This window comes from Winogradskyella sp., from assembly GCF_045105575.1.
Classification (GTDB): Bacteria; Bacteroidota; Bacteroidia; order Flavobacteriales; family Flavobacteriaceae; genus Winogradskyella.
The window spans coordinates 12,887-26,133 of record NZ_JBGCDQ010000026.1 but is presented as its reverse complement, the minus strand read 5'-3'; the positions used below and the strand labels follow the sequence as shown (position 1 = coordinate 26,133).

10 protein-coding genes are annotated in these 13,247 nt (G+C 33.3%); 5 read left to right on the top strand and 5 right to left on the bottom strand.

What is annotated here, in order from left to right; translation table 11 throughout:
- Positions 1-62 precede the first annotated feature (62 nt).
- Together rimK and AB8B52_RS06410 are read right to left on the bottom strand one after the other, a co-directional pair.
- Positions 63-941: a 30S ribosomal protein S6--L-glutamate ligase gene (gene rimK, locus AB8B52_RS06415; RefSeq protein ID WP_406026354.1), complete on the bottom strand. Its 879-nt coding sequence runs from the start codon at positions 939-941 to the stop codon at positions 63-65.
- Positions 938-1,366, bottom strand: coding sequence for an ATP-dependent zinc protease (locus tag AB8B52_RS06410; protein ID WP_406026352.1), 429 nt, complete (start codon positions 1,364-1,366; stop codon positions 938-940). Before AB8B52_RS06410 ends, rimK begins: the two co-directional genes overlap by 4 nt.
- Before the next feature lie 88 nt (positions 1,367-1,454).
- Between AB8B52_RS06410 and uvrC the strand changes: the two genes are divergently transcribed.
- A complete protein-coding gene (gene uvrC / locus AB8B52_RS06405; RefSeq protein ID WP_406026350.1) occupies positions 1,455-3,248 on the top strand; it encodes an excinuclease ABC subunit UvrC in 1,794 nt (597 codons plus the stop codon).
- A 154-nt stretch (positions 3,249-3,402) separates the two neighbouring features.
- Positions 3,403-5,640: a patatin-like phospholipase family protein gene (locus tag AB8B52_RS06400; RefSeq protein WP_406026348.1), complete on the top strand. Its 2,238-nt coding sequence runs from the start codon at positions 3,403-3,405 to the stop codon at positions 5,638-5,640.
- A 46-nt stretch (positions 5,641-5,686) separates the two neighbouring features.
- On the opposite strand, the gene AB8B52_RS06395 is transcribed toward AB8B52_RS06400, so the two are convergent.
- The 3 genes from AB8B52_RS06395 to AB8B52_RS06385 all read right to left on the bottom strand — a co-directional run bounded on the left by AB8B52_RS06395 (position 5,687) and on the right by AB8B52_RS06385 (position 9,466).
- Complete coding sequence (locus AB8B52_RS06395) at positions 5,687-8,386, bottom strand: carboxypeptidase-like regulatory domain-containing protein (RefSeq protein WP_406026346.1); 2,700 nt, start codon at positions 8,384-8,386, stop codon at positions 5,687-5,689.
- Positions 8,387-8,414: 28 nt separating this feature from the next.
- On the bottom strand, positions 8,415-9,152 hold the full coding sequence (locus AB8B52_RS06390; protein WP_406026344.1) for a GLPGLI family protein: 738 nt from the start codon (positions 9,150-9,152) through the stop codon (positions 8,415-8,417).
- Between the two features lie 68 nt (positions 9,153-9,220).
- The gene (locus AB8B52_RS06385) at positions 9,221-9,466 is read right to left on the bottom strand and encodes a hypothetical protein (protein WP_406026342.1); all 246 of its coding nucleotides are present in this window, start codon (positions 9,464-9,466) and stop codon (positions 9,221-9,223) included.
- An 848-nt stretch (positions 9,467-10,314) separates the two neighbouring features.
- Here AB8B52_RS06385 and AB8B52_RS06380 point away from each other — a divergent pair.
- From AB8B52_RS06380 to hppD, 3 genes are all read left to right on the top strand, one after another.
- The gene (locus AB8B52_RS06380) at positions 10,315-11,475 is read left to right on the top strand and encodes a homogentisate 1,2-dioxygenase (RefSeq protein ID WP_406026341.1); all 1,161 of its coding nucleotides are present in this window, start codon (positions 10,315-10,317) and stop codon (positions 11,473-11,475) included.
- Positions 11,476-11,499: 24 nt separating this feature from the next.
- Positions 11,500-11,976: a CCC motif membrane protein gene (locus AB8B52_RS06375; protein ID WP_406026339.1), complete on the top strand. Its 477-nt coding sequence runs from the start codon at positions 11,500-11,502 to the stop codon at positions 11,974-11,976.
- Between the two features lie 102 nt (positions 11,977-12,078).
- Positions 12,079-13,236 (top strand): 4-hydroxyphenylpyruvate dioxygenase, encoded by a 1,158-nt coding sequence (gene hppD, locus AB8B52_RS06370; RefSeq protein ID WP_406026337.1) that lies wholly within the window; start codon positions 12,079-12,081, stop codon positions 13,234-13,236.
- Positions 13,237-13,247 lie beyond the last annotated feature (11 nt).

Genomic DNA, 13,247 nt, shown 5'->3' with positions numbered 1-13,247 from the left:
ATCTTTTGCATTGTGCACAATTCTCGCAAGAATGTTTGGTACGGACAAGTAGCGACTTGTCCCTACGATTTTCTATTCCGCTCAATAAACACAATAATAGCCTTAGCAATATTTTTATGTGTGGCACCTTCAATACCTTCCAGACCAGGAGTGGAATTCACTTCTAATAACAAGGGACCACGACCAGATTGCAACATATCTACACCACAAACAGGGAGCTTTAAAACTTTAGCTGCATTCATGGCTAGTTTGAGTTCGTCTGCATCTAATTTTATAATATTTGCAGAACCACCACGATGCAAATTAGATCTAAATTCGCCTTCTTTGCCTTGGCGTTTCATAGCACCAACCACTTGTCCATCGACGACTAAGGCTCTTAAATCTGCGCCTTTAGCTTCTTTTATAAATTCTTGTACAATCACTCTAGCTTGTAAGCCATTAAAGGCTTCTAATACCGATTCTGCCGCATTTTTACTTTCTGCTAAAACCACACCAAGGCCTTGTGTACCCTCTAGTAATTTAATAATTACAGGTGTGCCGCCAACGTGCTCAATAACTTCTTCTACATCGCGCGAGTAATTGGTAAATACGGTTTTTGGCATGCCAATTCCGGCTTTGCTTAAACGTTGTAAACTTTTCAGTTTATCTCGCGATCTTAAAATCGCATCCGAAGACGCAATGGTAAACACTCCCATTTCTTCAAACTGACGCACCACTGCACAGCCATAAAAAGTAACCGAAGCTCCAATTCTAGGAATTATTGCATCCACATAATCTAAATAGCGATCTTTATAATAAATAGTGGGTTTTTCTTTCTCTATAATGATATCGCATTTTAAAGGATCTATCACTTCAACTTTGTGGCCTCTTTTTTCGGCTTCTTCCAAAAGTCTTGCTGTTGAATAAAGATTAGGATTACGCGAAAGAATGACTATGTTCATTTAGTTATAATTTGTTTAAAGGATTGGTTTTCTAAATCGACATCGACCAAAAATTTGTTTTTCAAAAATTGGCGACCAATTAATACAGGGAATCTCATATCGTCCCTTGTGCTTAAAGTTAAGTTAATCTTATACTTTTTCCCAAAGAATAAGACAGTTGTTTTAATTTTATAACGGTTTTCCTTGTGTCCGTTGCTACTTTTTACATCAGTATAGGTATAGGTATCAAAGACCACTTCTTCACTTTTAAAGTTGGGATGGCCCTTACTTTCAAAAATACAGTAGAGTTTGCCGTCTGCTTCTCTAATTTTAGAACAGTGAATGGCAGAGGTGTAAGCACCTGTATCTATTTTAACATCGATAGTGTTGAGTTTTAATTCCGGAAAGTCAACCTTATCCACACGTCCTAAAATCTTTTTCATCAATAATTAGTTCTATAAAAAGATGGGCAAGGTAGTCATAAAGTGCATTAAAAACATACGATTATTTTAATGAATTATTACCTTTGGATAGATGCCAGAATCTACCCTAGACATACAAATTAAAACCTTACCACATCAGCCTGGTGTGTATCAATATTTTGATGCAGACGAGCGTTTAATCTATGTTGGCAAAGCAAAAGATATAAAAAAACGTGTTAGTAGTTATTTCAATAAGCATCATGATTATGGTAAAACACGCGTTTTGGTTAAAAACATTGCTTCAGTAAAGCATATTGTGGTAGAAACTGAAAACGACGCTTTGCTACTTGAGAACAACCTCATAAAAAAATACAAGCCGAAGTACAACGTTTTATTGAAGGACGATAAATCCTATCCTTGGATTTGTATTAAAAAAGAACGTTTCCCGAGAATATTCCCAACAAGACGCATTATTAAAGATGGTTCGGAATATTTTGGACCTTATACCAGTATGAAAACGGTAAAAACCCTTTTAGGTTTAATAAAAGGCTTATACCAATTACGAACCTGTAATTATGATTTGTCGGAATCTAAAATTGAAGCCGGAAAGTATAAGGTGTGTTTAGAATACCATTTAGGAAATTGCTTAGGTGCATGCGAAGGTTACGAATCCGAAGAAGAATACTTTGCGAATATCACAGCCATTAGAGAAATTTTAAAAGGTAATTTTAAAGATTCTTTGCAACAATTTAAAACACAAATGCGGCATTGTGCGGAAGCCATGCAATTTGAAGACGCTCAGAAAATTAAAGAAAAATTAGAAGTTTTAGAAAACTACCAAGCCAAATCTACCATTGTCAACCCAAAGATTAGTAATGTAGATGTGTTTTCTATTGTGAGCGATGAAACCTATGCTTATGTTAACTTTTTACAATTAAGTTACGGTTCTATTATTAGGTCGCATACGCTAGAATTAAAGAAAAAATTACAAGAATCTGATGCCGAATTATTAGAATTGGCAATAACGGAGATACGACAACGTTTCAACTCAATGAGTAGAGAAATTTATGTCCCTTTTAAAGTGAATTTAGGTGGCGACTTAAAAATTACCGTTCCGCAACTTGGAGATAAAAAAAGCATACTAGATTTATCAATCAGAAATGCCAAATATTTTAGAATGGATAAATTTAAGCAGGTAAAATTGGTAGATCCAGATCGGCATGCCAACAGAATTATGGCACAAATGAAAGCGGATTTACGCTTGTCTGAAGAACCAAGGCATATTGAATGTTTTGATAACTCAAATATTCAAGGTACAAATCCTGTTGCAGCATGTGTCGTTTTTAAAAACGGAAAACCAAGCAAGAAGGATTATCGCAACTTTAATATTAAAACAGTAGTAGGTCCAGACGATTTTGCATCTATGGAAGAAGTCGTTTACAGACGTTACAAACGCTTGTTAGATGAAGACCAACCCTTACCACAACTCATTATCATTGATGGTGGAAAAGGGCAATTATCATCTTCGTTAAAAAGCTTAGATGTTTTAGGATTGCGCGGAAAAATCGCTATCATTGGCATTGCTAAACGTTTGGAAGAATTGTTTTATCCAGATGATCCTATTCCATTGTATTTAGATAAGAAAAGTGAAACTTTAAAAATTATTCAACAATTAAGAAACGAAGCACACCGTTTTGGGATAGAACATCACAGAAACAGAAGAAGCAAAGGTGCTTTAACCACAGAATTAGAAAATATTCCTGGTGTGGGTGAGCAAACGATAGTCGATTTAATGAAGCAATTTAAAACCGTAAAACGTATTGCCAATGCTAAGTTAGATGAGTTAGAGGAAGTCGTTGGTGTCTCTAGAGCGAATAAAGTTTATAATTTTTATCATAAAGAGTAAATTATAATTTTCTTGACAGGTGTTGAAGTCGATTCACTTCGACTTCGCTCAGTGACCATAAAACCCATCAGGTTTATCAAAATAAAAATAATCATCATAATCAGCAAGGTTTTACAGTAGCTGAGCGAAGCCAAAACCTTGTAAGTTTAAATTAATGCATAAAACACATTTCATAGTAATCCTTTTTTGTCTAACGCTTTTTCAAATAAAAGCACAAAATAATACGGCCCAAAACGAGCCTAAAATAGGTTTGGTATTAAGTGGAGGAGGAGCAAAGGGTTTTGCGCATATTGGTGTGCTTAAGGTTATTGATAGTTTAGGAATAAAGGTCGACTATATTGCTGGTACAAGTATGGGAGCTATGATTGGCTCGTTGTATGCCTCTGGTTATTCAGGTAAGGAGTTGGAGGCGATGTTTGAAGCGCAAGATTTTGATGTGTTAATCAATGACAAATTTCCGCGATCTTCCAAGTCGTTTTATGAACGTGAAAATTCTGAAAAATATGCGGTAAGCTTGCCTTTCGATAAATTTAAAGTCAGTCTGCCATCCGCTTTATCAAGAGGCCAAAACGTTTATAATTTACTATACCATTTAATGCTTCCTGTTAATGATATTAAGGACTTTAGCAAATTGCCAATTCCTTTCTTTTGTGTTGCCACAGATTTAGAAACAGGTGAATCTTTAATCTTAGACAAAGGTAATTTGGCTGAATCCGTTACAGCAAGTGGTGCATTACCATCCTTGTTCCAGCCAGTTACAATGGGAGAAAGAATTCTGGTTGATGGAGGAGTCACTAATAATTATCCTGTGGAAGAATTGCGTGCCAAAGGCATGGATATTATTATTGGTGTGGATGTGCAAGACGATCTCAAGGATCGTAAGACATTGAAATCTGCTCCAGATATTTTAATACAAACTGGAAGTTTTAGCAGTATTGAGTTGATGAAAAGGAAAATAGAATTAACTGATATTTATATTAAACCAGACATTACAGATTACTCCGTTATTTCTTTTGATGAAGGCGAGAATATTATTCATAACGGTGAAGCTGCAACCAGAGCGCAACTCACTAAATTACAAGACATAAATCAACAGAAATCTGAGCTGACTAAACGAGCAAAAATTAAAATTTTAGATAGTCTTACCATCAATAATATTTCCATAGAAGGCAATGAGCGTTATACAAGATCTTATATTGTGGGTAAATTAAAATTGAAGGGTAACGAGAAAATCAGTTTTACGGATTTTAAAGAAGGCATCAGTAATCTTTTAGCGACTAATAACTTTGACACGTTTAGATATGAATTAGAACCTTTGGAAAACACATCTGAATATAATCTAGAAGGCCAATTATCCGAATCTGAAACTAGTACCTTTTTACGACTAGGTATTCATTACGATGGCTTGTACAAAAGCGCGATATTGGCGAATCTTACTCAAAAGAAATTACTATTTAATAACGATATTGCGTCTTTAGACGTCATTTTAGGTGATAATACCAGATATAATTTTGATTATTTTATTGATAAAGGATTCTATGTCAGTATTGGCTTAAAATCGCGTTTCAATCAGTTCAACAAAAATGTGAATCCATTGCTGGCCTTAGAAGAAGATTCTCCGTTATTAGTAGGTTTAAATAAAATTGATGCTGAAGTTTCAGATTTTACCAATCAAGTGTATTTACAAACTATTTTTAGACGCGATTTTGCATTACAATTAGGTGCAGAGCACAAACGTTTAAAAATCACTTCGGAAACTATTATTGATGATGATTTGGCCGATGAAATTACTTTTGAGAATACCGATTATTTTAGTGTATTTGGCAATTTAAAATTTGATAATTACGATAATTTCTATTTCCCCAAAAGTGGATTTTATTTTAATGGTAACTTTCATTTATACTTAAATGCGTCTGATTTTAACTCAGATTTTGATGAATTCTCCATTGCTAGAGCAGATTTGGGTTATGCCTTTAGTTTTAATGATAAGTTGGCTCTAAAAACAGAAACTAATGGCGGCTTTAAAATAGGAGATAAATCTACAAACTCATTAGGCTTTGCTCTTGGAGGTTATGGAGCCAATTTTATTAATAATTTTTATTCGTTTTACGGTTACGATTATTTGAGCCTTACAGGAGATAGTTTTGTGAAAGCAACATTGACTTTAGATTATGAGGTGTTTAAAAAACATCATATCATACTAGCGGCTAACTATGCAAATATTGGAGATGGCCTTTTTGAAACAGGTCAGTTTTTCTCTTCACCAACCTTCAGTGGCTATGCCATGGGTTATTCTTTAGAAACATTTTTAGGGCCTTTAGAAGCAAAATATACGTTTTCGCCAGACACAGGTAGAAGCTATTGGTTTTTTAATTTAGGGTTTTGGTTTTAACAAAACGAAGTTTTGTTATACTGAACTTGTTTCAGTATCTCGTAAATTACAACTTATAACTCACCTTAAACATCACAATCCTCGGTAAAATAAAAGTTCTGCTATCGCTTATTACAAAAGCATTAAATGAGTTTTGTTGTCTAAACCGTACATCAAAAATATTGGTGGCATTAACCTCAAATCCCCAAGGACTATCTTCTTTTTGGTAAAATAAAGAGGCGTTTGCCGTATCAAAAGTGGTATTTATAGCTTGACTTTTATTGTTATAATTATCAAACGTATAATCTGCTTTAAATATAAAATCATCTAAAAAGTGGTATTCTAAAATAACTTCAAAACGATCATTTTCAAATTCATTATTTAAGCCAGTGGCTTGGTAATTGCTAAAATCTTTAGTGTAATTGATTTCTAAATTTGGATGTTTTTTAAATGCTGTTTCAACACCTATTGTAGAAGAAATAGATTTAGAAATATTAAGATTAATATCATCGTTTAAAATTTGAAAAAAATCACTGTAAGTAAAACGAGAATTGAGGTTATAACGGATTTTATTAATCTTTTTTGAAATACGTCCACTAAGGGTCCAATTGTGTTCTGGTTGATCAAACATAATTGTGGTATTAAACGCATCTATCCCATTAAGTTCACTCACCGTTTTTATAGTTTGGGTACGTTTATTAAAACTGGTATTGAGATTAAAATTAAGGTTTCTAAATAAGCTGAATTTATAATAAGATAATGATGCTGTATGATACAATTGATTCTCTAATTGATTATTTCCTCTAAACACGTTATTAAAACTAGATAGTATAAAGTTATTAGCTAATTGATTAATACCAGGAAAACGCGCATTTAAGCGGTAACGAAAATTTAATTTCTCACTATTGTTAAATTCTACTTTAGTTGTAAATTGAGGTAACAACAGATTTTTAGAAAACGTTTCAGCGTTTTCAAATTGTTGCGTGCGCCACAAATAACCATGATAAAAAATTGCAGGTTTAAAAGTGGTAATACCTATTTGAAATTTATATTCTAAGCCTAAATAAGAATTAATAAATTGAAACCCAAAATCGTTACCAAAACCAGCGGAATTGAAATTATTAACACTACCATTACTTAGTAATTGTACATCTTCATTAAAAAAATTGTTAAAAGAGGTATTGATGCCCACACTTGTATAAAGATGGTTAAAGTTATTAAGCACCCAATAATCTTTAATGATGGCATTAAAGTTATGCGATCTTGATTTTTTGGTTTGTAAAATATTAAAGACCGTATCATCTTCTAAAGGTATTAAACCTTGCAAAATCTGTTGGTTGGTTAGCCATTCTGTAATGGGCTTATCATTCTGAAAATTATAGGTGGCCTCTAAAGTAGCCGTATGTGCTTTAGAAAGTTTACGACTATAGGTCACATTCTGTTTTAAGTTAAGAGATGTAATATCCGTTAAGGTATTTATAGTATTTGTTCTATTTGGGCTTATGGTATTTACCAGACCATTACTGTTGTTATTAGTTACTTTTACAAAGGCATTGTAAGCAAAGTCTTCTTTAAAACTTGGGTCGTAATCTATGGTCACTTTACCAATGGTAAAAAAATTATTTAAATTGTTGGTAACAGTTCTATCTTCTATAAAGGGTTCAGCAATATTTTGGTAAGCATTTAAAGTAGTACTTGCCGTTTCTGTTTTAGAATTAGAAGTAATTAAGTATCCACTAATATCTGTATGGTCTGAAACGGACTGCCGAATATTTAGTGCACCAAACTGGTTAATATTATCCGTAAAATCTTGGTTATTGAGGTATTGGGCAAAATCGCTATTAAAAAGACTAAAGTAACTACTAGCATCATCTAAAAGCTTGCCAAAACCACCTTCAAATTCTAAATAATCATTAAAACTAAAACTCTTTATACCTTGGTTATTGAGGTCTCCAATAAAATTAACGTTGGTTTTTGGGCTGTAATAAAACAGATTAGGATGCAACAGATAACGTTCTTCAACACCAGCACCAACCTCAATATCACCAAACACAAATTTCTTTTTGTCTTCTTTTAATAAGATATTCATGGCCATATCCTCAGAGTCTTGCAAGCCTTTTAGCATGGCAACCTCATTGTAATTATCTAAAATTTCTACCTTTTCAACAGCATCTGCTGGTATATTATTTACAGCGAGTTTGCTGCTACCCGTAAAAAAGGTTTTGTTTTCTACTAAAACTTTTGTCACTTTTTTGCCGTTAACCATCACATTACCTTGGCGATCGACTTCAACACCTGGTAATTTTTTTAAAGCATCTCTTAGTTTACGCTCTTCACCAGTAACGAATTTTGTGACATCGTAGGTAATCGTATCTTTTTTTACAGTAATTGGTGGTGTGTATTTGATGTTGACCTCATCTAATTGGTCTGGGTTTTCTTTGAGGACAAAGTTTTTAACGAGGTCTTGGTCTGTGGTGGTTATGCTGAGTGTTTGTGATTTATAGCCTATGTAACTTACCGTGATTTCGTAGGTTTGGTTTTTAGCTAAGCCAAGTTTGTAGCTGCCATCTTTTTCTGTAATTGCGAATTTTATATCTTGGTCATCTGCTTGAGGAAGAGCTAAAATATTTGCATATGCTAAAGGGTTTTGTAAGGTGTCCGACACCTTACCTAAAACTAGAATCTGCTGCGCATGACTAGAAGCGAAGAATCCTATAGTGATAAACAGAGTTGTTATGAATAAAAACCTTAAACTTTTTTGAGACACAAAAATTAACTGATTTAGAACCTTTTATTTAATTTTTATCGAAAAACTCTGGAAATGCTTTTTTTAGCATTTTATCATATGCATCTTTCGTAACTAGCTCACCTTTAGGTTTTTCTATAGAAAGTTCATCACTCTTTAAGTTTAATTCAATATTTATTGCACTATAAGAAAAGTAACCCTCTTGAATCTCTAGTATTGCTCCTGGTAATCCAGAAAAATTTTTAGGACCGAATCTGGTAGGAATTTCAGGTGTGTACCAAAAAATAATATCTTTATTTTTGTAATTTATAATTGCTTTATAACAAGTATAGATATTTATTTTTTTAGTTTCTTTTGTTAACTTCCAGTCAAAAATCTCATTTTCTATTAAAAAGCAGTCACCTAATTTACAATCTTGCTCAAATATATCTATAGAGTTAGTATTGTTTTCAGTGTAATATACTTTACTACCTCCAGCTCTTGTCTTAACGAAATTAACAATTTCATTTTTTGATGAATCATTGTCTAATTCGTCCAACACATAATAATTAGACTCACCCATACTGAACTCCAATATACTATTAACATTTTTTGAATTTTTTAAAATAGCTATAGCTTCTGAACTTACTCCTTTATCTTTATTTGATTTCTCATAATCGTCAAGTCGCTCTTTTGGAATATTTAAAGACACAGTATATGTGATTCTTCCTCTAATACCGTCTTGAGAAAAACCAACATTGAAATTCATTAATAATATAATTATAAATATTTTATAAATCGTTTTCATAGGTACATATTTAAAATGAGATTGCCATGCAGGAACAATAGTACTTTAGGCAATCTCATTTAGATTATTTATTCGCAATTTTGAGCATAACAACTATGGTATAAGTTCAAATAATCATCAATATGATCATTTGGATCTTCACCTAATACGTCAGACGCGAATTGTATTACTGCTCTAGCAGCTCTAACACAGTCAGACGCACAACCATAATCTTCATTAGTTGTTTCATTTGTTGCAATTGATTCAGCAGAAATACTAGTTGTACCTCCCATAAGTAAGAACGCAGCCATAAGGCTAAAAACTTTTTTCTTCATAATTTAAAGATTTTAAACCTATCACATTTTTTTGATAGGTTGATTAATAAATAATTTTGTACCCTAAACAATTAGGGAATGGAAGTCTTTGATTATGGAAGTCATTTTTACTTTATAACAAAGTCATGAAATTTGGAAGTCAATTTAAAAGTGGAAGTCTTTTGTTTTGCGCTACTAATAAAGGGGTTTGAAGGGATAAAAATAAAAAAGCTTGCGCAAGCTAGATACTCAAGTATTTTTGTCGTCCGCATCACTTTGCGTGACTTCCGATCATCAAAGTGACACTTTCGACATCGTAAACTTAAAAAATAAAAACTCAAATAATCAAGTTGAAAAATACTTTATTTGTTAAAGAAATGTTAACTGTGGAAAAACCGTAATTGAAAATGCAAAATAGTTTAAACTTTAACAGTTGTCTATTCGTGTTTTAACAATAATATTTCGTAATAACTTCTTTATTAGCAATTTAGTTTAGGGTTTTTACAGACTTTTGTTGATAAGACTAAATGTATAAGATGTTGAAGTCTATTAATTATTTTTAAGTCTCACTTAAATTCTCCATCTTTGTAACACATGAAACGAGCATGCTGAAAATTGTATCACCCAAGGAAATGATGAATCAGCGAGCACCATGTAACCATTAAAAGATAATAGAATAAACTCATGAAACCATTCTGGGCAAACATAAAATTATATCTCCATTTCCTTATCAAAAGGAATCCAGAATAAATACGCATCAATTCCAGCGAAAGCGGGAATCTCCTTATTTTTTACTTATTTTAGTACCATTGTTTAAATTCATAATTAGCCGATTTTGAATTTTAAATCTAGAACCTAAAACTCAAAACATGCCATTTTATCACAAATTAGGGAAAATTCCGCCCAAAAGACATACACAATTTAAAAAGCCAAATGGCACATTTTATTACGAGCAATTATTTGGTACCATTGGTTTTGATGGTATGTCTACCAACAGTTACCACGAGCAACGACCGACTCAGGTTAAGGAAATAAGAAAACAATACAGTGTTGCACCAAAAGTGGCTAAAGCAAATAATATGCAATCGTATCGTTTTCATGGATTTAAAGTAAAACCAGAAAATGACTATTTAGAGAGTAGAAAAATTGTTTTAACCAATAGCGATTGCAATATCATACTAGCAGCGCCAAAAACATCAACCAAAGATTATTTTTACAAAAACACAGATGCTGATGAGTTAATTTTTATTCATAAAGGTACTGGTAAATTAAGAACACATCTTGGTAATTTAGATTTTAAATATGGAGATTACCTGCTGGTACCACGAGGTGTTATTTATAAGCTCGATTTTGATACCGAAGATAACCGACTTTTTATAGTAGAATCCTACAGACCAATTTACACACCAAAACGCTACCGAAATTATTTTGGTCAGTTATTAGAACATTCTCCGTTTTGTGAGCGCGATATTAGACAACCTCAAGAATTAGAAACACATAACGAATCGGGTGAGTTTTTAATTAAAATAAAAAAGCAAGGCGATATTTTTGATATGGTTTATGCTTCACACCCTTTTGATGTGGTCGGTTATGATGGTTATAATTATCCTTATGCCTTTTCAATTCACGACTTTGAACCTATTACAGGTCGCGTACATCAGCCACCTCCAGTACATCAAACGTTTGAAACAGATGCTTTTGTGATTTGTAGTTTTGTACCAAGACTGTATGATTATCATCCGCTAGCAGTGCCTGCACCATACAATCACAGTAATATTGATAGTGATGAGGTCTTGTATTATGTAGATGGTGATTTTATGAGTAGAAATGATATCGACGCTGGTCATATTTCATTACATCCAGCAGGTATTCCGCATGGTCCACATCCAGGAGCTATGGAACGTAGCATTGGTAAAGTAAAAACAGATGAATTGGCCGTAATGGTAGATACATTTAAACCTTTAAAAGTAACTGAAGAAGCCTTGAAAATTGCTGATGAAGATTATTTTAAGTCATGGTTAGAGCACTAATAAACAAAAGAGAATATATTTAAAATGAATTACAATAAATTATCCGCAGATCCTTTAGCACTTGTTTTAGGAATATTAGCCTTAGTCATCGGTATTGCTGGTTGCTGTTGTTATGGCATTACAGCAATAATTCCATTAATTATGGCAATTATAGGTTTGGTCACTGCTAATAAAAGTTTACGAGCTTTTGCTGAAAACCCAGAAGCTTATGATCCACAATCTCGAAGTAATGTTAATACAGCAAAAATAATTAACATTATAGCAATTGTAATGAATGGTCTTATTGTTTTGGTCTCTATTTTGGCCATTGCATTTTATGGGACTATGATTTCATCTGCGTTTTTAGAAGGATTAAATAATCCGGATTATAAAGTAGAAGATTATTATGATGAATATGAGTCAGACTCCTTAGAAGTTTGGGAGGACGATGACTATATTATTGAAGAAGAATCAGGAATTGAACAAGCGGAAGAAACAGAAATAGATAGCTTAAGCAACTAAATATCTAGTTAGCATTTAAATAAGCATTAAGTATAACACAGACTCGTTTATCCCAATAGTGAGAGTCCCTTCCCTCTGGGAAGGTTAGGATGGGCTTTTAATATGAAAGAAGTAAAAAATGTAAACTACGGTTTAGAAAAAATATTCGAAGGAGCACAAGATTTCCTCCCACTTTTAGGAACAGACTATGTAGAGTTTTATGTGGGTAACGCCAAGCAATCGGCTCATTTTTATAAAACAGCATTTGGCTTTCAATCCTATGCCTATAGAGGTTTAGAAACGGGCTCACGAGATTCTGTAAGCTACGTTTTAAAACAAGATAAAATTAGGTTGGTGCTTACAACTCCTTTAAACAGTAAATCTGAAATCAACAACCATATTGTTAAACATGGTGATGGAGTTAAGGTAATTGCCCTTTGGGTAGAAGATGCGCGTAAATCGTATGAAGAAACTACAAAGCGAGGTGCAAAATCGTACATGGAGCCAACCGTAGAAACAGATGAGTTCGGTGAAGTGGTAAGAGCAGGAATTTACACCTATGGTGAAACTGTACACATGTTTGTAGAGCGTAAAAATTACACTGGTACATTTATGCCAGGTTTTGTAGAGTGGAAAAGTGATTACAATCCAGAACCTGTTGGTCTTAAATATATAGATCATATGGTTGGTAATGTGGGTTGGGGACAAATGAACCAATGGGTAAAATGGTACGAAGACGTTATGGGCTTCGTTAACTTTTTATCGTTCGATGACAAACAAATCCATACCGAATATTCTGCCCTAATGAGTAAAGTGATGAGTAACGGTAATGGTAGAATTAAATTTCCAATTAACGAACCTGCAAAAGCGGCTAAAAAATCGCAAATTGAAGAATATTTAGATTTCTATGAAGATTCTGGAGTGCAACATATTGCTGTAGCAACCGATGATATTATTAAAACAGTAGCCCAATTAAAAGCAAGAGGTATTGAATTTTTACCACCTCCACCACAAGCGTATTATGATGATATTCCGAAACGTCTCGGAGTGCACATGGATATGATGAAAGAAGATATTGGCGAGCTTCAAAAATTGTCGATAATGATAGATGCAGATGAAGAAGGCTATTTGCTTCAAATTTTCACAAAACCAGTAGAAGACAGACCAACACTATTCTTTGAAATTATTCAACGTATGGGAGCACAAGGTTTTGGCGCAGGTAATTTTAAAGCCTTATTCGAATCTATTGAGCGCGAGCAAGCCAAAAGAGGAACGCTTTAAAAAAATACAGG

What these genes read in the sequence shown, in the direction of transcription:
- rimK (WP_406026354.1), bottom strand. Translation starts at nt 941, where the DNA reads ATGAACATAGTCATTCTTTCGCGTAATCCTAATCTTTATTCAACAGCA.
- uvrC (WP_406026350.1), top strand. Translation starts at nt 1,455, where the DNA reads ATGCCAGAATCTACCCTAGACATACAAATTAAAACCTTACCACATCAG.
- AB8B52_RS06400 (WP_406026348.1), top strand. Translation starts at nt 3,403, where the DNA reads ATGCATAAAACACATTTCATAGTAATCCTTTTTTGTCTAACGCTTTTT.
- AB8B52_RS06390 (WP_406026344.1), bottom strand. Translation starts at nt 9,152, where the DNA reads ATGAAAACGATTTATAAAATATTTATAATTATATTATTAATGAATTTC.
- AB8B52_RS06385 (WP_406026342.1), bottom strand. Translation starts at nt 9,466, where the DNA reads ATGAAGAAAAAAGTTTTTAGCCTTATGGCTGCGTTCTTACTTATGGGA.
- AB8B52_RS06380 (WP_406026341.1), top strand. Translation starts at nt 10,315, where the DNA reads ATGCCATTTTATCACAAATTAGGGAAAATTCCGCCCAAAAGACATACA.
- AB8B52_RS06375 (WP_406026339.1), top strand. Translation starts at nt 11,500, where the DNA reads ATGAATTACAATAAATTATCCGCAGATCCTTTAGCACTTGTTTTAGGA.
- hppD (WP_406026337.1), top strand. Translation starts at nt 12,079, where the DNA reads ATGAAAGAAGTAAAAAATGTAAACTACGGTTTAGAAAAAATATTCGAA.